General features: G+C 39.8%; 21 protein-coding genes. 3 read left to right on the forward strand and 18 right to left on the reverse strand.

What is annotated here, in order from left to right; translation table 11 throughout:
* Window positions 1–7: 7 nt before the first annotated feature.
* Window positions 8–1,192, reverse strand: coding sequence for an LL-diaminopimelate aminotransferase (locus E2K98_RS02125; RefSeq protein ID WP_133332646.1), 1,185 nt, complete (start codon window positions 1,190–1,192; stop codon window positions 8–10).
* Between the two features lie 223 nt (window positions 1,193–1,415).
* Between E2K98_RS02125 and E2K98_RS02130 the strand changes: the two genes are divergently transcribed.
* Window positions 1,416–2,063: a YczE/YyaS/YitT family protein gene (locus E2K98_RS02130; RefSeq protein ID WP_133332647.1), complete on the forward strand. Its 648-nt coding sequence runs from the start codon at window positions 1,416–1,418 to the stop codon at window positions 2,061–2,063.
* Window positions 2,064–2,102: 39 nt separating this feature from the next.
* Here E2K98_RS02130 and E2K98_RS02135 read toward each other — a convergent pair whose 3' ends face one another.
* The 5 genes from E2K98_RS02135 to E2K98_RS02155 all read right to left on the reverse strand — a co-directional run bounded on the left by E2K98_RS02135 (window position 2,103) and on the right by E2K98_RS02155 (window position 6,682).
* On the reverse strand, window positions 2,103–2,735 hold the full coding sequence (locus tag E2K98_RS02135) for a YcnI family copper-binding membrane protein (protein ID WP_133332648.1): 633 nt from the start codon (window positions 2,733–2,735) through the stop codon (window positions 2,103–2,105).
* A 21-nt stretch (window positions 2,736–2,756) separates the two neighbouring features.
* The gene (locus E2K98_RS02140) at window positions 2,757–4,391 is read right to left on the reverse strand and encodes a copper resistance protein CopC (RefSeq protein WP_133332649.1); all 1,635 of its coding nucleotides are present in this window, start codon (window positions 4,389–4,391) and stop codon (window positions 2,757–2,759) included.
* Window positions 4,392–4,422: 31 nt separating this feature from the next.
* Window positions 4,423–4,998, reverse strand: coding sequence for a DeoR family transcriptional regulator (locus E2K98_RS02145; RefSeq protein ID WP_133332650.1), 576 nt, complete (start codon window positions 4,996–4,998; stop codon window positions 4,423–4,425).
* A gap of 178 nt (window positions 4,999–5,176) precedes the next feature.
* Window positions 5,177–6,331, reverse strand: a complete 1,155-nt coding sequence (gene spoIIP, locus E2K98_RS02150; protein WP_133332651.1) for a stage II sporulation protein P — start codon at window positions 6,329–6,331, stop codon at window positions 5,177–5,179.
* Window positions 6,332–6,487: 156 nt separating this feature from the next.
* Complete coding sequence (locus E2K98_RS02155) at window positions 6,488–6,682, reverse strand: IDEAL domain-containing protein (protein ID WP_133332652.1); 195 nt, start codon at window positions 6,680–6,682, stop codon at window positions 6,488–6,490.
* Between the two features lie 164 nt (window positions 6,683–6,846).
* Between E2K98_RS02155 and E2K98_RS02160 the strand changes: the two genes are divergently transcribed.
* Window positions 6,847–7,677 (forward strand): alpha/beta fold hydrolase, encoded by an 831-nt coding sequence (locus tag E2K98_RS02160; RefSeq protein ID WP_133332653.1) that lies wholly within the window; start codon window positions 6,847–6,849, stop codon window positions 7,675–7,677.
* A gap of 103 nt (window positions 7,678–7,780) precedes the next feature.
* Here E2K98_RS02160 and E2K98_RS30700 read toward each other — a convergent pair whose 3' ends face one another.
* The 11 genes from E2K98_RS30700 to E2K98_RS02210 form a co-directional block, all read right to left on the reverse strand.
* A complete protein-coding gene (locus tag E2K98_RS30700; RefSeq protein WP_165976145.1) occupies window positions 7,781–7,918 on the reverse strand; it encodes a hypothetical protein in 138 nt (45 codons plus the stop codon).
* A 69-nt stretch (window positions 7,919–7,987) separates the two neighbouring features.
* Window positions 7,988–8,176: a hypothetical protein gene (locus E2K98_RS02165; protein ID WP_133332654.1), complete on the reverse strand. Its 189-nt coding sequence runs from the start codon at window positions 8,174–8,176 to the stop codon at window positions 7,988–7,990.
* Window positions 8,177–8,245: 69 nt separating this feature from the next.
* Window positions 8,246–8,404, reverse strand: a complete 159-nt coding sequence (locus tag E2K98_RS30705) for a hypothetical protein (protein WP_165976146.1) — start codon at window positions 8,402–8,404, stop codon at window positions 8,246–8,248.
* Between the two features lie 212 nt (window positions 8,405–8,616).
* Window positions 8,617–9,216 carry a response regulator transcription factor gene (locus tag E2K98_RS02170; RefSeq protein WP_133332655.1) on the reverse strand — a complete coding sequence of 200 codons (600 nt, stop codon included), beginning with the start codon at window positions 9,214–9,216 and terminating at the stop codon, window positions 8,617–8,619.
* A complete protein-coding gene (locus E2K98_RS02175; protein WP_133332656.1) occupies window positions 9,213–10,352 on the reverse strand; it encodes a sensor histidine kinase in 1,140 nt (379 codons plus the stop codon). Before E2K98_RS02175 ends, E2K98_RS02170 begins: the two co-directional genes overlap by 4 nt.
* Window positions 10,353–10,425: 73 nt before the next feature.
* Complete coding sequence (locus E2K98_RS02180; RefSeq protein ID WP_133332657.1) at window positions 10,426–11,445, reverse strand: fatty acid desaturase; 1,020 nt, start codon at window positions 11,443–11,445, stop codon at window positions 10,426–10,428.
* Between the two features lie 378 nt (window positions 11,446–11,823).
* On the reverse strand, window positions 11,824–13,092 hold the full coding sequence (locus E2K98_RS02190; RefSeq protein ID WP_133332776.1) for a peptidase: 1,269 nt from the start codon (window positions 13,090–13,092) through the stop codon (window positions 11,824–11,826).
* Between the two features lie 32 nt (window positions 13,093–13,124).
* A complete protein-coding gene (locus E2K98_RS02195) occupies window positions 13,125–14,306 on the reverse strand; it encodes a thiolase family protein (RefSeq protein ID WP_133332658.1) in 1,182 nt (393 codons plus the stop codon).
* Between the two features lie 12 nt (window positions 14,307–14,318).
* Window positions 14,319–14,975 carry a 3-oxoacid CoA-transferase subunit B gene (locus E2K98_RS02200; RefSeq protein WP_133332659.1) on the reverse strand — a complete coding sequence of 219 codons (657 nt, stop codon included), beginning with the start codon at window positions 14,973–14,975 and terminating at the stop codon, window positions 14,319–14,321.
* Window positions 14,960–15,655 carry a CoA transferase subunit A gene (locus E2K98_RS02205; protein ID WP_133332660.1) on the reverse strand — a complete coding sequence of 232 codons (696 nt, stop codon included), beginning with the start codon at window positions 15,653–15,655 and terminating at the stop codon, window positions 14,960–14,962. The genes E2K98_RS02200 and E2K98_RS02205 overlap by 16 nt, the downstream gene beginning before the upstream one ends.
* Entirely contained in the window at window positions 15,639–17,003 is a 1,365-nt protein-coding gene (locus tag E2K98_RS02210) for an aspartate aminotransferase family protein (RefSeq protein ID WP_133332661.1), read from the reverse strand. The genes E2K98_RS02205 and E2K98_RS02210 overlap by 17 nt, the downstream gene beginning before the upstream one ends.
* A gap of 189 nt (window positions 17,004–17,192) precedes the next feature.
* On the opposite strand from E2K98_RS02210, the gene E2K98_RS02215 reads away from it, so the two are divergent.
* Complete coding sequence (locus E2K98_RS02215; protein WP_133332662.1) at window positions 17,193–18,368, forward strand: PucR family transcriptional regulator; 1,176 nt, start codon at window positions 17,193–17,195, stop codon at window positions 18,366–18,368.
* 66 nt (window positions 18,369–18,434) lie between these two features.
* Here E2K98_RS02215 and E2K98_RS02220 read toward each other — a convergent pair whose 3' ends face one another.
* Window positions 18,435–19,235, reverse strand: a complete 801-nt coding sequence (locus tag E2K98_RS02220; RefSeq protein WP_133332663.1) for a carbon-nitrogen hydrolase family protein — start codon at window positions 19,233–19,235, stop codon at window positions 18,435–18,437.
* Window positions 19,236–19,322 lie beyond the last annotated feature (87 nt).

A 19,322-nucleotide genomic window follows, 5' to 3' on the forward strand; every position in this document is an offset into this window, starting at 1 on the left:
AAAATCATTACTTCACACTATACGAGTGTTCCTTTAAGAATACATGAATCCGTTCTGCCGCTTCCGTTAAACGTTCCGGAGGATGCACCATCGCAATCCGTACATAGCCTTCACCCAATTGCCCAAAGGCATCACCTGGAATAACAGCTACCCCTGCCTGGTCAATCAATTCAAAGGAGAATTGGCGAGAGGTCCACCCCTCCGGAATCCTCGCCCAAACAAACATGGTCGCAGGAGATTTCGGTACACTCCAGCCGCTTTTTTCAAGACCAGCAATTAACGCATCGCGGCGAATTTCGTACTCCTTCAGCTGATTACTTAGTGATGTAAAGTCCGAAGTTAGTGCCTTGACGGCTGCTTGTTGAATGGGATAAAAAATGCCATAGTCAATATGCGATTTTAATGCACCGAGAATTTTCAGCGCCTCTTCATTTCCGACAACATAGCCAATCCGACAGCCAGCCATATTAAAGGTTTTCGAAAGAGAATTAAATTCAATGCCAACTTCCTTTGCTCCCGGAACCGACATAAAACTAATTTGCGGATGACCATCAAAAATTAATTCTGAATAAGCAAAATCATGAACAATCAAAATATTATGCTGCTTGGCAAACCGTATTACTTTTTCAAAAAAGTCCTGATCAGCTAGGGCCGTCACCGGGTTACCGGGATAGCTCAGAATCATCATCCGCGTCTTTTCTAAAACCTCTAACGGTATTTCATCAAGCTGTGGCAGAAAGTGGTTTTCCGCAAGCAACGCCATCGGATAAACCACACCCCCCGCAATCGTTACACTTGCTTCGTAAATCGGATAACCCGGGTCCGGGACTAATACATAATCACCAGGATTGCAAATAGCAGTAGCCAAATGCGCTAGCCCATCCTGGGACCCCATAAGCTGCAGTACCTCTGTTTCTGGGTTAAGGTTGACTCCATAGCGATGCCGATAAAAATAACTTACCGCTTCATGAAATTCAGCAATTCCCTTTAAGGTATAACCGTATTTGCTTTTATCCTTGGCAAAGTCAATTAACGTTTCAACCACAAATTCAGGGGGCGGTAAATCAGGACTCCCAACGCTTAAATCAATTACATCTTTTCCATTCCTTATGGCCTGCTGCTTACGGTCAGCAACCTCTTGAAAGATGCTTGTCGTCATTTTCTGAAGCTTTTCTGCTGCAACCAGTTTCATTACCAATCACCTCATGCTATTAGTTTTTCAGGATAATATTTTATCTGATTGAAAATTTTCACTCTCTTAATTATAAAACAATTCAAAACTATTTTAACAAACATTTATTAACGGATATTAGCGGATTTCAAAAAAATGAATTGCTAATACTATCGCTATATTTTAAAATCGTAAGATAGGTTTCAAAATTCTGATAAGTCCAGTTTGAGTTTTGGGGGTTAAAGTGGTGGTTATCCTTTTTCGATATTTTTTATTTTTCGCGGGGTTAGTCTGTTTTGGACTAGGAAATGCGATTGCAGTTAAGGTGAAGCATGTTGGGTTACATCCATGGGAAGTTTTGAATGTTGCTTTATACAATCATTTTGGTCTTTCGATTGGCACATGGTCAGTCATTTGCGGACTGCTCCTTGTTATTGTATCTTTTGTAGCTGACAGAAGGTATATCAATATCGGAACCTTCTTAAATGCTTTGATTATTGGTCCGGTCATGGATTTTTTCCTCTGGCTAGATATCCTTCCACGTGCAACCCATACATGGGTGGACTACCTGATTCTTCTATCCGGCGTCGTCATTACCGGGATTGGCGGGGGAATGTATGTTGCAGCAGGGATTGGAGCAGGCCCGCGCGATGGTTTTATGTTATCCATCTCCGACAAAACAAGATTTTCCGTTAGTCAGGCACGGATGATTGTTGAAAGTCTTGTCTTAATTATGGGCTTAGTATTAGGTGGACCCGTCTTTATTGCAACATTTTTATACACCTTTATTCAAAGTCCAATTTTCCAGCGTTCCTTAAAAGGCTTTAAAATTTTAGTCCAAGCAGTAAAAAAGACAAATCAGAAGACAACTCCTGATAGTGTGGTTATGTAAAAAGACCGGGTAGTGAAACCCCGGTCTTTTGTGTAGTATTTACCCTCTTTTACGTAATGAAAGTACAAGTGCCACAGCAGATATCGCGATGGCTGCGATTGGAAGTGCGTTGTTTGATTTAGACTTTTCTGTTGTTGTTTCTGCAGGCTTCTTATCTTCATGGGCAGCAGGCTGAGAATCGTGATGATCTGTAGAAGTTGCAGTAACAATATCCGTTATGGAATGTGGAGAATCTGAATTTTCATCCCCCGTCCACTCTACGACACTTCCGTCTTTATAATATTGGAAAGCATCCCATGCTGCTTTTGTAGCTTTATCTGGGTTCTTAGCAACAAAGACAAATTGTTGGAATTGTCCAGCTTGAATTCCTTCCCCTGTTGCTTCAAATGTAAAGGTTCTTACCTTACCACTTGAATCCTTATCGGCTGAATATTTCCAGCCCGCTACCGGTTGATAAGACATAATTTCGATTCCCGCTGGTGCTTTTACCGTTACTTTGGTGGTTGCAACATTTTTCTCAACTGGAACCTTAAGTGTATAGGTTTCCCATGCACCAGTTGTTGAAGTATTCGGAGTAACCGTTACATGTGCACTTGCAATACTGGAAAACAAAAATAAACTAATCACCGCTGGAATAAAAATTCTCGACATCTTCCCTACTATTTTTTTCATTTGAATTCTCCTCATTCATTATTATTGACTTCCTACTATACATTGGAAATCTTTATCAAGTGTGTCAAGCGACTTTGTTAGCACATGTACATGCACTCTCCAGCTGCCGGCCATATTAAGGCTCATGCCCTTGAGGCTGTATATTCCTTCGGCTTTTTTCTTTAAGGTAACCGTATTAACCCCCATATTCATATCTAAAGAAGTAAACGTAAGGGTAACTTGCTCAATCCCGTTCAAACGCTGTCCTTTTTTATCTTTTACCGTAACCTCAAATAAATTTTCGCCTATCACATTCGGGGTAACTCTTAATTGCACCTTATTTCCATGATTTGCTGTTTTCGTTTCTAAAAAAGGACCAGGAGCGGACATCGCTGTCGGCAAATTGGTAAGCAAAACAGAGAGGATTAAAATCATTGCTCCAATCAACAATTCACTCCAAATCGTACCGGTAAGTCCCTTTGCCTTCCTCCTTCTCCCTTTTAAAAAGTTAATAGCGGCTAAAAGTAACATGAAAAGAAGTAAAATTACCTTGCCAACTAACACCTTCCCATAATCTGTATGGGTGAGGGAGTATATATTTGGAATATAGGAAAGGCTGCTGAATACTCCTGTAAACGCTAAAAGTACTACCAGAATGAGGCCCCATTTATAAAATCTTCCGATGATATTTAAATAGACATCCTTGGTTTTAGAACTTTTGACCAATGGCAGTAGTACAATCATTGCAACTAAGCTTCCAATCCAGACTGATGCAGCCAGTAAATGCCCGAAATCAATCAAAACCGAAAGAAATTTGTTGGTTGTAGAGGCAGCGTGACTTGTTAATGATTTCGTTAGCAATAAACAGATTCCCAAAACAAGACATATCCAATTAAGGACATTATTTTTGGATATATTCCTGCTTAATAAAAAAGTAGGAATCGCTAGGATAATAAGCATGACCACCTGTACAAGCCACATATCTCCAAACTGGGTATTTAAAATCATATCTTGCAAGGTTGAAAAATTAAATACATCTATCCAGCTGCTGCTTGTTAAAATCGTTGCCTGAAGCGGCAAATTCAATAGGATACTAAGCAATAAGAATATATACGAAAACTTTACTGTCTTGATTAATGGCTTTTCAACAGATTCTTTTGAAATGACTACTAAGACAAAAAAGAGTACACCAACATAACAGGCATTACTGATGTATTGCAGCCACCGTATCACGATTAAATCTACGGTGGGAGAGTACCCTTTTGATGTTGGATGAATAACAGCATTCCCTGTGCTGTTCTCTCCAATTTGAAACGGAATCACACCTTGGACAGGGTGTCCGTCATTGGATACAACCTTCCATTCGATTCGGTACGTTCCATTTTGTAGATTTTTTTCTAAATCACTTTCCAGAATCGATGGCTTTTTCGGATCAATCCGGCCATCTTTTTTATCCACCCGTTTCCCGTCTGAATCAAATACCTGAATGGAGTTAAACTCCGGTTGGATCGTTTCATCAAATTGAATCATGACCTGAGATGGTGATTTTTCTAAAATTTCATTTTCTACTGGTGTTGATTTTTTAATATAAGCATGTGCAGAAGAAATAGTTGGAAATAAACAAATGAAAATAATAAGCGTAAGCAAAAATAGACTGCTTTTCTTTTTTACATTCATAGCTCCACCTCCCTTCCTTGTAGTTCAGCATCTACTTATGACAGGTGCAGTCGTGTTCGCCATTCATTCTCTTCTGAATTTCCTCAACTGCTTCTTGGAACCTTCGAATGTTTCCGCCAAATCCCTTTTGAAATTGCTCTGCATGTTTTAGTGACTCAAAGGTTAATACCTGCGGCTGACAGCAACTTAAGTTAAAATCAGCGTCCATAAGGTAATAGGCCATCCTTGCACTCACAGTTGAATGGCTCAGGAAATCACGGCAGATTATTTGCGAGACATCCTTTTCAATATCTTTATAACGAAGCAGTCCGCAATGTGGGCAGCATAATTGTTCTACCCGTAAATCATTCAGAATGATTTGGACAGGGTGACGATTATTCGATTCTTTTAAACAATATGTACAAGCGTTCAAGAAATCATTCGTGATCGGTGTTAAAGATATCCCGCCTGAGGTTTTGATAATTTTCTTTTCTTCAAGTAGCGGTTTAATATCTCGATAAACCGTCATTTCCGATACATTGAGGCGTTTACTGATTTCTGAAATTGATAAGGCTCCCTCTTGGTTCAACCATGTAACAATTTGCTTTCTCCGTTCAACGGGTAACATTTTATCCACCCCCTAAAAACCTTTCCAATACACATCATAATTGACCTTGGTACCATAAACAATATAACTATATGAACAATTTGTGAATAAATGTTGAACAATCACATTTTTCAACACATTAAAAACATTTATTTACATAAATGCAAAAAGAAGGCCTAGTCATGGCCTCCTTTTCCCGTTAAAATGCTTTAGCATTTTTCATATGCCAATAATATTCACTAAACACATCTGCAAACGCATCGATTGCATTATGGAGTTCTGTCATATTGTTATCGACGCCCCCAACTTCTAGTAGTATTGCCCGTGGGGAAAGATCTTGATTGTAAACCCCATTTCCTTCACTTTTATCTTTTGAAACGACCCCTCGGCTTAATCCTGGATATTTCTTTTCTAATGCCTTATGAAGGTTTTTAGCCAAAATAGTATTTTTTTCATAATTGGAGTTATTCTGCCCGACGATAAAAACTAACCTTGCATAGCTCTTCCCATTAATGGTCGTAGTTGTTTTTTGCCTTCCTAATGAATCACGGTGAATATCTATCATAAATTTCAAATCATGATTTCCAGCCATCGCCTCTTGCACAACGCCCCTTGAAAATTGGTAAGCCGAGTAATAATCCAACCCTCTTTTGTGAAGCTCTTGCGTAGCATTAATTGTGCTATTGTCACTGCCAATCCCCCTTGCAGCTAAATCCTTAACCAAATAATCCCCTACTCCCACAACATTAACGCGATTGTTGGAACTAACAGCTTCATCCGGGTTTGTAACACCCTTTAATAGTGGCAGATAGGATTCCCAGCTATGTGTATGATAGATAAACACTACTTGTTTCCCATTTGTGGTTTGACTTGGCGGTGGTGTGTTGTTATTTTCGTTTGAGTCATTTTCATTTAATTCGTTTTGGGCAATATCTCTTTCTTTTAATAAAACATCCATCGGTGGTGCGGATTCGATTGGTAGTGTGGTTAAATCGGTTCCTTGACCGGCAAGTTCAATTTTTGTATTAAATTCAGCGAAACCGGGCAATTCTCTTTCAAAGAAGGTTCGAATATCGCTAATTTTTATATTGGTTGCGATTTGAAAGCCAACCTTTGTTAATGGAATATCTTTAATATCTTTACTATTTTGGATATAATATTTGTTTTCACTACCAAAAAAGTAAAGATATAGTTTATTTAAATCAGATGTTTCCAATACTTCTCCTACCGAATCCGAGGACATTTTTAACGAAAGGATTGTCGTCATTCCGGCAATTAGAATAAAAATGAAAATAACCGATAAAACTGCACCATTGATCCGGATAAACAAACTAAAAGGCTTATTTTTTTTCATTGGTTTGTACCTCCCTCTATCAAAATCCTATGCAGCCAAAATGATAGATAGAAGTTGTATTTAAAAAATGCTAGGCAAAAAAATAGAGAGCACAAAGAACCCCTTTTCTTATTGAAAAGGGGTTCAGATTTTTAAATTAAAATTATGGTTAGTGAGCTACGAAATTTTCTTTAATTCCTCTGTCAGCTTTAGGAATTTTTCTTTATTTCTTTCCTGTAAGGAGTGATCGATTTCCTCCCGAATTTTTGCTTTGCGAAATTCGAGCAAGGCATTGTTTAACACCATTTCAGCAATTTTTGAATCCATCTCTTCATTTGATTGTTGTGGTGAATTAAGTAATTTCTTTTCCATCGGAAATCAACTCCTTTAGTTTTTTTTTATTATACTAATAATTTTCTAAAAATTCAAACACTTTATTTTAAAAATTTTTGGTAATTTTTTTTTAGCGGGTAATTAGATTGTATTTGGGAAAATTATAGCCATCCATTTTTTAATAAGAGTTGGAGGCGGATTAAATGGAACAGGCTGTGTTAACCGGGCACCAGCAGGTAAATAACATCAATATTTATTATGAATTCTATCCAAAATCAACAACGGACAAAACGGTTATTTTATTGCATGGCTTTCTTTCATCCACTTTTACCTTTCGCCATTTAATACCTTTATTAAAGCAGGATTATCAAGTTTTATCCATTGACCTCCCCCCTTTTGGGAAAAGTGATAAGTCCAGTCGTTATGTATACTCTTATAAAAATCTTGCTCAAACGGTGATAAAACTTACCGAGCTTTTTGGGATAAAAAAAATGACATTATTAGGCCACTCCATGGGTGGTCAGATTGTACTTAACATCCTGCATATGATGCCGGAGCTAGCTGACAAAGCCATCCTGCTTTGCAGTTCGTCTTATTTGAAACGGTTTGGGTTACCGCTGATTCTCACCAGTTACATTCCCTATTTCCACCTCTTTGTGAAATATTGGCTGGCCCGAACCGGCGTGAAGAAAAACCTTCAGGATTCTCTTTTTAATCATTCATTAATTAATGAGGAAATGATAAATGGCTATCTGCAGCCATTTTTACAGGATAAAATCTTTGTCGCTCTTACCAAAATGATTCGCCACCGTGAGGGAGATCTGCCAGTTGAGGTTCTTCACAAAATCAAAACACCTTGTTTATTAATTTGGGGCGAACACGACCGCTCTATGCCGCTTCATGTGGGAGAACGATTAAAAAAGGATTTAACTAATTCAGAGCTGATTGTTTTAAAAGAAACTGGGCATGCTGTCCCCGAGGAACGTCCAGAAGAAGTATATCAACATATCAAGAGATTTTTGGCTGCTGTCTAACTTGGAAGGACTTATGGAGCACGATGAAGGACATTTTGAACCTTCCCCTTCCGATTTTTGTCCTTCATTGGCTTTATGAAGGACATTTTGCACGGTTCCCTACTCAATTTTGTCCTTCATCAGCTTCATGAAGGACATTTTGCACAGTTCCAACTGATTTTTGTCCTTCATTTGCTTTATGAAGGACATTTTCCACGGGCCCCTTCCGATTTTTGTCCTTCATCGGCTTCATGAAGGACATTTTGCACGGTTCCCTTCCGATTTTTGTCCTTCATCGGCTTCATGAAGGACATTTTACACGGTTCCCTACTCAATTTTGTCCTTCATCAGCTTCATGAAGGATATTTTGCATGGTTCCAACTGATTTTTGTCCTTCATCGGCTTCATGAAGGACATTTTGCACGGGTCCCTGCTCAATTTTGTCCTTCAGCAGCTTCATGAAGGACATTTTGCACAGTTCCAACTGATTTTTGTCCTTCATCGGCTTTATGAAGGACATTTTACACGGGCCCCTTCCGATTTTTGTCCTTCATCAGCTTCATGAAGGACATTTTACACGGTTCCCTACTCAATTTTGTCCTTCATCGGCTTTATGAAGGACATTTTCCACCCTCCCCTTCCGATTTTGTCCTTCATCGGCTTTATGAAGGACATTTTGCACGGGCCCCTTCCGATTTTTGTCCTTCATCGGCTTCATGATGGACATTTTCCACGGTTCCCTACTCAATTTTGTCCTTCATCAGCTTCATGAAGGACATTTTCCACGGGTCCCTACTCAATTTTGTCCTTCATCAGCTTCATGAAGGGCATTTTGCACGGTTCCCTACTCAATTTTGTCCTTCATCAGCTTCATGAAGGACATTTTCCACCCTCCCCTTCCTATTTTTGTCCTTCATTAATTAAAAAAGCCTATATCTCAAAAAAGATACAGGCATTAATTTATTTAAACCATCCTTTTTCCTTGGACTGGGTAATAGCTTCTATCCGATTTTTTACTTCCAGTTTATCGAGGATAATCGAAATATAATTTCGGACTGTTCCGGTTTTAATGCTAAGCTCCTCGGCAATTTCCTTTGTATTTTTACCATCAGCCACCAGCTCAAGTACCTCTTTTTCACGATCGGTGAGGGGATTCTCCTCGCCATAAACATCATCCATCAGCTCTGGTGCATAGATTCTTTTTCCAGCCATTACACTTCGGATAGAACCCGCTAGCTCGTCACTCGGACTATCCTTCAACAAATAGCCGCTCACCCCTGCTTTTAATGCACGGTGAAAATAACCAGAGCGCGCAAAGGTAGTTAAAATGATGACCTTACAGCCACAGCCCTTAAGCTCTTCAGCTGCCTCAAGCCCGCTTTTTCCAGGCATTTCAATATCCATAATACAAACATCCGGCTTTAGCTTTTTAACAAGGGAAACAGCTTCTGCACCATTAGATGCCTTCCCAACTACACTCATATCATCTTCTAAGTCAAGAAGGGATCCAAAGGCCCCTAATAGCATTTTCTGATCTTCCGCAATGACAATTGAAATCATTTTCCATCCCCCACCCTATCTCTCGGCGTAACATCATTCGGAACTCTTATCATTAAGGTTGTGCCCTTTTCTGTTAAAAGGTCCAGACTTCCATTAATAAATTCGAGACGTTCCTTCATTCCAAGCAATCCGTGACCTTCGTATTGAAATTTTTCAACACGGTTAAAAACTCCGTCATCACTAATTTTCATTACAATTCCATTCCATGTTTGCTCAATGGTCAGGGTACAGGAAGCAGCTCCGCTGTGCTTAACCACATTATTTACAGCCTCTTTCAGGCACATACTTAATATATTCTCTGTTAATAGGGAAACATTCGTTAATGTCGGTTCTTCATCACACTTGAACTGAATTTGCGCAGCTTTCAGAATCTGTTTTACTCTTTGTATTTCATCCTTCAACCGAATTCCGCGCATCGATGATACCATTTTTCGCACTTCACTTAATGCAGTTCGTGCTGTTTGTTGAACGTCCTTTAATTCATTTCGCGCTTGTTCGGGGTCCTTCGTAATTAATTTTCGCGCTAAATCACTCTTTAGTCCAATAAGAGAAAGTTTTTGTCCCAGTGTATCATGAAGGTCTCGGGCAATCCGCTGCCGCTCTTCCATTTTAACCAATTCCGAAATTCTCTTATTGGCATCCTCTAGCTTTTCCTCAAGCTGCCCTCGTTCTTTCCGATTATAAATACTAAACGGAAGAAGAATCACGCTGATCCAGATAATAATGACAAAAGGCAACTGTTGTAAAAACAACTTTTCATGAACAACTATGTTGTAATTAATAGAGGCCGATGTACTAAACAGATGAATAAAATAAAGAATCAGAAAGGGAACCCGGTCTTTTATATTTCCAATAAAATAAGCCAGAAAAAATGCAAAGTAAACATAGCTAAAAAGACTGCTCGAGGTAATCGAAATACCAATCAGAATTAATGTCCAAAGATAGACCGGCCACCCTCTCGAAATAAAAGCAATACGATAAAAAATAAAAAATAAAATGGTAAGCAAAATTCCTACAACAATTTTAATTACTGATTGAGATTGGAAAATAAAGTAAAACGGTAGAATACATAGAACCGTCCAAATATAAGGAGCGATCCCATTACTCTTCTGGAAGGTCATATACTTTTTTATCATTAGCAAAACCTCATTACTCGACGGAATAAAAATGAAGGACAAGAACACCTTGGCCCTTATCCTGCATCCATTTTTATATTTGTTTAACACTTTTCATTTTAACTGAAGATCGTAAATCTTTAAAGCCCACAAACTTTTTCGCCGTCTCATCCCATAAATGAAATTTCAGTGATGCTAGACTTGTCGAAAGTGTAATGGTTGGAACATTTTTAAGAGGCTCCGTATGGTTGTGTACAGCTTCAAGCTTGTAATTCGGCACCCTTGGACTTAAATGATGGACATGGTGGTAGCCAATATTCCCTGTCACCCATTGTAACAGTTTCGGAAGCTTATAAAAGGAACTGCCTTCAACAGCTGCTTTTACATATTCCCAATCCTGATCTTCTTCAAAATAAGAATCCTCAAACGTATGCTGTACGTAAAATAACCAAATCCCCGCTGCTCCGGAAATCATGAATATCGGTCCTTGAACTAAAAGAAAATTAACCCAGCCGATTCCCCAGCAAAGGAATGCGGCTAATACAACAATCAAGATGTTGGTTAGATACGTATTCATTCTTTCCTTCATTCTTGCATCTTTTCGGTTAAAGCGATTTTTAAGAAGAAAAACATATATTGGCCCCAAGCCGAACATCACGATTGGATTTCGATAAAAACGATAGGCTGCACGTGTCCAAAACGTCGCTGCCTGATATTCATCGACCGTTAGCATCCAAATATCGCCTGTGCCCCGCTTATCCAAATTACTGCTTGTAGCATGGTGAACAGAATGCTCGTGCTGCCATTGACTATATGGATGAACGGTTAACACACCCGTTATAGTGCCAAGAATTTTATTGGCCTTACGGCTTTTAAAAAATGAATGGTGGCAGCAATCATGAAAAATGATGAAAACCCTTACTAAAAATCCCGCAGCGATAACCGCAAATAATAATGTAAGCAAATACGAAACCGATAGGCTTTTATAAGCAATGAACCATAATAGAAAAAACGGAATAAGTGTATTGACCAATTGCCAGACACTGTCTTTTGTATTTGCTTTTTCAAACGGGGCAACCTGCTTGCGCAAATTTCGTTGGTTTTGTTCAATCATGTTTTTGATTCCCTTCTACATCATGTTATCACTCATATTAAAGAAGAAAATCTGCCTTTTGTAGTCATACCTGTCATGTCACATACATGATAAATATCATGTTTCGTCAATAAATGCGAGAAATCCTTTTTAAATAAAGGCTCTGTTAAACTTGGTTGTTGATTTCCGCTCCAGGCACTTCGCTTTCCGTGGGCGGTCTGGGGAGCCTCCTCGTCGCTTTGCTCCTGTGGGGTCTCCCCTACCCCGTACTCCCACAGGAGTCTTCGTGCCTTCCGCTCCAATCAACTTTCTTTAAAAATCAACATTGTTCTTTAACATAGCCTAAATCAAAAAAGTCCAAACCTCTTTACTAAAGAAGAGATTTGGACTTCCTAAATGTTAATTCTGAGAATTACACCATTGAAGCAGGGTTAACGCAATAACTTCTGCCGCTTTAAAAACTTTTTCCATTTCGATATATTCATTTGGATAATGAGCCATTTCCGTTACACCTGGGCCAAAAACAACTGTTGGGATTTTTCCGATTTCTGTGAGTAATCCCCCATCCGTTCCCCATGGTGCCGCTTCAATGACCGGTTCCTCACCGACTGATTCACGGTACTGATGAACAAGGGAATTCATCAATTCATGTTCGATATCAATTGAACCAGGAAGCCACTGTGCACCAAACCATTCTAAAACAACAGGCTGTTCTGCAAACCATGGATCAATTTCCGCAAGTTGCTGCAAACATTGACTCATTTCCCGCTTAGCGTCTTCCATTTTCTCATTTGGAGCTACTCCCATTCTGCCCTCTATTTTAACTAAATCTGGAACAGAAGATGGCCAAGTTCCACCAGATACAACACCAATGTTGATCGGAATTGGGATTGGCGTTTTTTCATAAAGAGGATCATCAATTTGTTCGTTTCGCCTGATTTCTAAACCTCTAATTTGATTAACCACCAGCATGGTTTTTTCAAGAGCGCTTACCCCTTCATAGCGCGTGCCACCATGAGCAGAGCGCCCTTTCACTAAGATTCGAAACCACATCGACCCTTGCTGTTTCGGAAAAATTCGCATATTGGTAGGCTCTGTTATCAGGGCAGCATCTGCTTTATAACCTTTAAGAAGGGTAGACAATGTACCTGCCCCGCCGCTCTCTTCTTCCACAACACTTTGGAAAATTACATCACCTTTAAGCTTAATATCGAGCTTTTGAATGGCCTCAATTGCGAGGAGAAATGAAACTAAACCACCTTTCATATCCGTGACCCCGCGTCCGTACATTTTTCCATCTTTCACAACACCACTATAAGGATCATCAGACCATTGTTCATGATCCCCCTCAGGAACAACATCAATATGACCATTCAAAATCATCGAACGGCCTCCGCCGGTTCCAGCTAATACTCCGACAACATTTGGGCTCCCAGTAAATTGTTCTCTTGGCGAACAAAAATATTCATTCGCTTTTAGTTCATTTCCATCCGGCTCCCATACATCTACCTTTAAACCCATTTCGTTTAATTTTTTAGCAATTATGGATTGAGCACCAGCCTCATTGCCTGCAATACTTGGAGCCTGAACTAGGCGCTGCAAAAGAAGAGTCCCCTCTTCAAAATGATCCTTTAGCCAAGCTTGAATATCATTTACAATCGTTTGCATCATTTTTCACCTCATTCTCTTTATCTTCAAAACTATAAGCAAAGGTTTTCATAGATAACAGACAGCCCCATGCCTCCGGCCATACACAGTGTTACCATGCCGTACTTTGTATTGGTTCGTAACATTTCGTTCATTAAAGTTACCGTTAATTTCGCACCTGTTGCCCCAACTGGATGACCAAGTGCAATCGCCCCACCGTTAACATTTACTTTTTCAGGGTCTAAATCTAATTCTTTTATTACAGCCAATGCCTGTGCAGCAAACGCCTCGTTCAGTTCAATGCGTCCAATTTGATCCAATGTTAATCCTGCTTTTTGCAAAGCTTTTTTCGTAGCTGGGACAGGGCCAATTCCCATAACATTTGCTTCTACCCCAGCACTTGCAAATGCTCTAACCTTTAATAACGGTTTTATCCCTCTTGCTTCCGCCTTCTCTTTTGACATCATCAATACTGCCGCAGCACCATCATTCATCGGACAAGCATTACCTGCCGTAATCAAACCATCCTTTTTGAAAGCAGGCGGAAGTTTTGTTAACTTCCCTACTTGTATATCCATTCGTACGGACTCATCTGTTTGAAAAAAATAATTCCCTTTTCGATCTTTAACTTCAAGTGGAATAATTTCCTCCTCAAAATAGTGGTTTTCAATCGCTCGTGCCGCCTTTTTATGGCTTTCTAAAGCAAATTGATCCTGTTCTTCACGAGAAATACCGTATATTTCTGCTAATCGCTCTGCGGTCATGCCCATATGTTCTTTTTCCAGCGAACAAATAAGGCCGTCTGTTAATAAGGCATCTTCCATCTCAAGATTCCCGAACTTACTTCCCCAGCGATTTTTTACTAGATATGGAACCTGACTCATACTTTCTACACCGCCGGCAATGATGACCTCTTCCTGACCAGTTTGAATCGTTAGTGCTGCATTCGTAATCGCTTTTAAACCTGAACCACATGCCTTGATGACAACACTGCCTGGTACACTGGCGGGGAATCCTGCTAATTGCGAAGAAATCCTTGCCGAATTTAAGCCGCCGCCATGAACATAACCATGGCCAAAAATCACTTCATTCACGTCTTCTTTTTCTATAGTGGTTTTATCCATTAACCCTTCCAGCACTTGTCGTCCCATTTCAGTGGCGGGTACATTTTTAAGAGATTTCCCAAATGCTCCTACCGCCGTACGAACACCCGCTACAATGACAGCCTCATTCATTTCCTTCACTCCTTAATTCGGTAACCCAACCATTACTGTTAAAGGCGCATCGGTATACTTAATAACATCCTCCACGGTATATGGTTCCATTACCTCTTTTAACAGCAAGCCCTGTTCAGTAACTTCAATTACGGCCATTTCCGTAATAATCAAATCCACACAACTTTTAGCAGTAAGTGGTAATGTACATTCCTTTAAAATTTTTGATTCGCCATTTTTATTCGTGTGATTCATCAGGACAATCACTTTCTTTGATTTTTGAGCGAGGTCCATTGCTCCTCCCATTCCTGGAACACGTTTTCCTGGAACAATCCAATTGGCCAAATCTCCTTTTTCACTTACTTCGAGCGCGCCAAGGATCGTGATATCAAGATAGCCGCGGCGAATCATTCCAAAGGCTATGGCACTATCAAAATAGGAAGCTCCTTTCATTAACGTTACAGGGTAACCGCCGGCATTGCAGAGGTTCGGATCTGCCTCCCCCTTTACCGGGGTAGGGCCAGTCCCTAATATCCCGTTTTCCGCATGGAACTGAACAAAAATATCAGAAGGAATATAATCAGCAACCAATGTAGGAATTCCGATTCCAAGGTTCACAATCATACCATCCTCAATTTCCTGCGCAGCACGTCTAGCAATCCGTTGCCTTACTTCTACTCCCAAACCCATTTCCATGTCACTCCCTTACTCGGTATTACCATATTTACAAAGATTCCCGGTGTAACAATTGCCTCTGGATCCAGTTCTCCAATTGGAACAATTTCCTCTACCTCGGCGATCGTAAAATTCCCGGCCATCGCCACAAGTGGATTAAAATTACGGGCACTTTTATCAAAGACAAGATTTCCGAGCGGGTCTGCTTTTAAAGCATGAACAATGGCAACTTCGGAGGTAAGTGCTTTTTCAATCATATATTCCTTACCATCCACCGAAACGACATCTTTTCCTTCCTCAGCGATTGTTCCAAAACCAACATCCGTTAAAATGCCGCCTAATCCCATACCGCCTGCACGAATCCGTTCAATCAAAGTTCCTTGTGGGGAAAACTCTACCTCCAATTCACCAGCGGTCATCAATTGTCCTGCGATTGGATTAGAACCGATATGGGAAGTAATGATTTTCTTCACTCTTCCGGCACTGACTAATCTTCCAATTCCGATATCAGGAAAACCTGTATCATTTCCGATTAAGTGTAAGTCCTTACAGCCTTTTTCTAAAATTCCATCTACTAATGATGGGGGCGTACCAATTCCGCCGAATCCGCCGTACATTAAAGTACATCCATCTGTAATATGTGAGAGAGCCTCTTCTAATGAAGCTACTTTGCCTTTTTTAGACAGGGACTGCATCGGTCTTCCCTCCTGTTTGTGTAAGCTCATACTGTACCTCAGAAATTGCCTCTTCCAAAATGCCCACTAAACGGTTAATTTCTGCTTTTGTGATAATAAGTGGCGGAGAAATGATAATTGAATCACCTTCCCCATTGATTGCACCCGCAGCTGGATAGACGATTAAACCTTTTTTAAATGCACGTTCAATGATTCTGCCTGTTATATTCAATTGAGAAGGGAAGGATGTTTTTTGGGCACGGTCTGAAACAAATTCCATCCCTAACAAGAGTCCTTTTCCTCTTACATCACCAATTATTTCATAGGTGTTATATAAGTCTTTTAATTTCTCAAAAAGATACTGTCCTTGTTCTTCTGCTTTTTGAACTAATTGATGTTTCTCAACATATTCCAAAACCTTTAATGAAACGGCCGCTGATTGTGGATTGGCACTATAGGTATGTCCGCCCAAAACTGACTTGGAGCCATTTACGATTGGGGCCATAACACGGTCACTGACAATAGTGGCAGCAATAGGAGTGTACCCTGCACTCATACCTTTTCCTAAAGTAATCAAATCAGGAATAGCATCCCAATGTTCCATTGCAAACATCTTTCCAGTACGGCCAATACCGGTCATGACTTCATCAGCAATAAATAAAACGTCATAACGATCACAAATTTCTCTGATCCGTTCGTAATATCCCGGTGGAGGTGTGATCGCACCTCCTGAGGCACCCACAATTGGCTCCGCAATAAAGGCTGCAACCGTATCTGCACCAAATCGTTGAATCGCCGTCTCAAGCTCGTCTGCACAGGCAATCCCCCACTCTTCTTCCGTCATACCCTCTGGACGACGATACGAATATGGAGCCGAAATCGTCGGATAATCTGCTAATAGTGAATTAAATCCACGCCTTCTTAATACATGCCCTGACATGGATAAGGCTCCGATTGTAATACCGTGGTAACCAATCCATCTAGAGATAATCCGTTTCTTTTGCGGTAGCCCTTTTTCATTCCAATGCTGAATGGCAATTTTCATGGCGGTTTCCGTCGCTTCCGAGCCACTATTAACAAAGAAGGACCAATTCAAATCTCCAGGCGCTAAATCACTCAATTTTTTTGCTAACTTTTCCGCAGGTTCACTAGTAAATTGCCCCCGATAAGAAAAAGAAATTTTTTGGGCCTGTTCAACCATTGCATCCATAACCTCTTGTACACCATGTCCAATGCTTGCGGTTACTGCCCCTGAAGCACCATCAATATATTCATTGCCGTCAATATCATAGATATAAATTCCTTTTCCATGTGAAGCAACAGGATATTTAGCACCTAATACCGGTTTAATTAAATAATCACGTTCCATGTCCTCTGACCCCTCTCACTAGAGCAAATTCACTATTATAAATAAATTGGAATAATATTTTTTCTACTATAATTAAAATAGTAAATTCTTTTTTAAAGATTCACAATTCTACAAAAAGATGAAATAATAGAGTTGGATTTATACACGATGTATAATAGCTAGAAATAATAAGAAGAGGGACTGGTTTCTTTGGCAATTCGCATCCATGAAGCGTTGCAACTTCCGATTATGCAGCAAACAAAATTGATTGCCGGTAAAAACGGGTTACAAAATTGGGTGAAATGGGTAACCATTGTGGAAGTCATTGAGGATATTAATCGGCTTCAAGAAGGGGAATTCCTGATTACGACAGGGTTCGGACTTGGAGAAGATGAAGAAAAACAATCGGAGTTTAAGAGGCTTTTAGCCCTTGGAAAATTATCTGGTGTAGCTTTATATACGGGTTTATATCTAAAAGAAATTCCGCAATCCTTTATTTCAATTGCAGATCAACATGCTCTGCCTTTAATTGAAATCCCTGCAAATATTAATTTTTCAATGATTACGAAAGAACTCCTTGAACAAATTGTCAATAAACAGAGGGAAATTTTTGTGGCGAGTGATTTTCTCCAGGAACTTTTGACCCAACCCATCGTTAATCCAACGGATGTGATGGAGCGCGGAAAGAAATTGGGGATTGACTTTACCAAGCCACAAACGATTTTTTCGGTCCATTTTGCTGGCTTAATCAATGAAGGAGTAAAGGAGCAATTAATTGAAGCAATTCAATCCATTTTGAAAAACAAGAAAATCCCCTGTCTTATACGGACAAAATCAGATAGTATGATAGTTTTACTTGAGGTAAGCGATAGGTGGAATATCAGTGAAATAGCGAAAGAATTTCTTAAAAGTATGGAACCTAGTTGTGAGGGGGTACCCATTTCGATTGGAATTGGAAAAACGGCTGCTAACCTCAATATACTGGCGGAAAGTGCCAGGCAAGCAGAACAAGCCTCCTATCTATCGCAAATTCTATTTAAACCGCAGCCAATCGTTCATTATGATGATTTTAGTTTGTATCAGCTGCTGCTTGAAATGAAAAATTCCGGAGTGAGTTTAGAAGAGTTTTACCACCAATATCTAGGCAACTTATTGGATACACGTGGTGTGGATTTAATCACTACACTTGAAGCCTATTTGTATTTTAATCAAAATATCAAAAACACGGCAGAAGATTTGTATATTCACCGTCATACCCTAAAATATAGATTGGGGCAGATTGAAAAAAAGACCGGGGCTAATTTGAGTTCATTCGAGGATTGTACAAAATTATATTTGGCGATTTTGGCTTATAAATTAGTAAATTATAAGTTGGTCAGATCTTGATTTTCCTTCATGGCTATAATAAGAAAAAAGGCGGATTCCTGCGGAAAACGCCTTTTTCTTTAATTTTTAATGACTCTGGTAAAATTCGGGCTTTCGGTGTTTTACACTTGGAAGTTTTTCGCGAACCCGGCGAATCCGATCTAGGTCTATATCTGAAAAAATTAATGTTTCTTCTTCGCCGCCGCTTGCTGTGATGACCCCCATTGGATCTACCATCACACTGCGCCCTGTAAAAATATCGCCAACAAGGTTTGCGCCGCAGACAAACATAGTATTTTCAATTGCTCTTGCACGAATAAGCGTCTGCCAATGATCCTCTTTCATTGGCCCTGCCACCCATCCTGCCGGGACAAACAGAATATCCGCATCCTGAAGGGCAAACTGTCTTGCGATTTCAGGGAATCGTAATTCATAGCAAACCATCAAGCCAATTTTTCCAAACTCTGTTTCTACTATTTTATAATGATTATCCCCTGGGATTACGGTATCTGACTCATGATAACTAAAGGCATCGTATAAATGTGTTTTTCTGTATGAATGGATGAGTTCCCCAGAACGATTGATCATTACGGTAGTGTTATATGCACGTTTTGGATCATCCGACTTGGATTCATACGTTCCACAAACAACATAGATTTCGTTTGCCTTTGCAGCTTCTTTAAGCCCAGAGACAAAAGGACCATCCAATGGTTCTGCTGCTTCAACCGGCAAAACGCCAGACTTAGGGGTGGCAAGTGCCATATAGAATTCGGGTAATAAACACAAGTCCGCACCCAAACCTTTTGCTTTTGCGATATATTGAACTGCTTTTTCTAAATTAGCAGTTTTATCAACACTGGTGGATAATTGGGCAATAGCTACTCTCATCAAAGTACCTCCTAAAAAAATAACGATACCTCTATTTTAGCCATGTTCCACCCCTTTTTCAAACAATTGATAATAGTTTAAATTTTA

This window comes from Bacillus salipaludis, assembly GCF_004358205.1.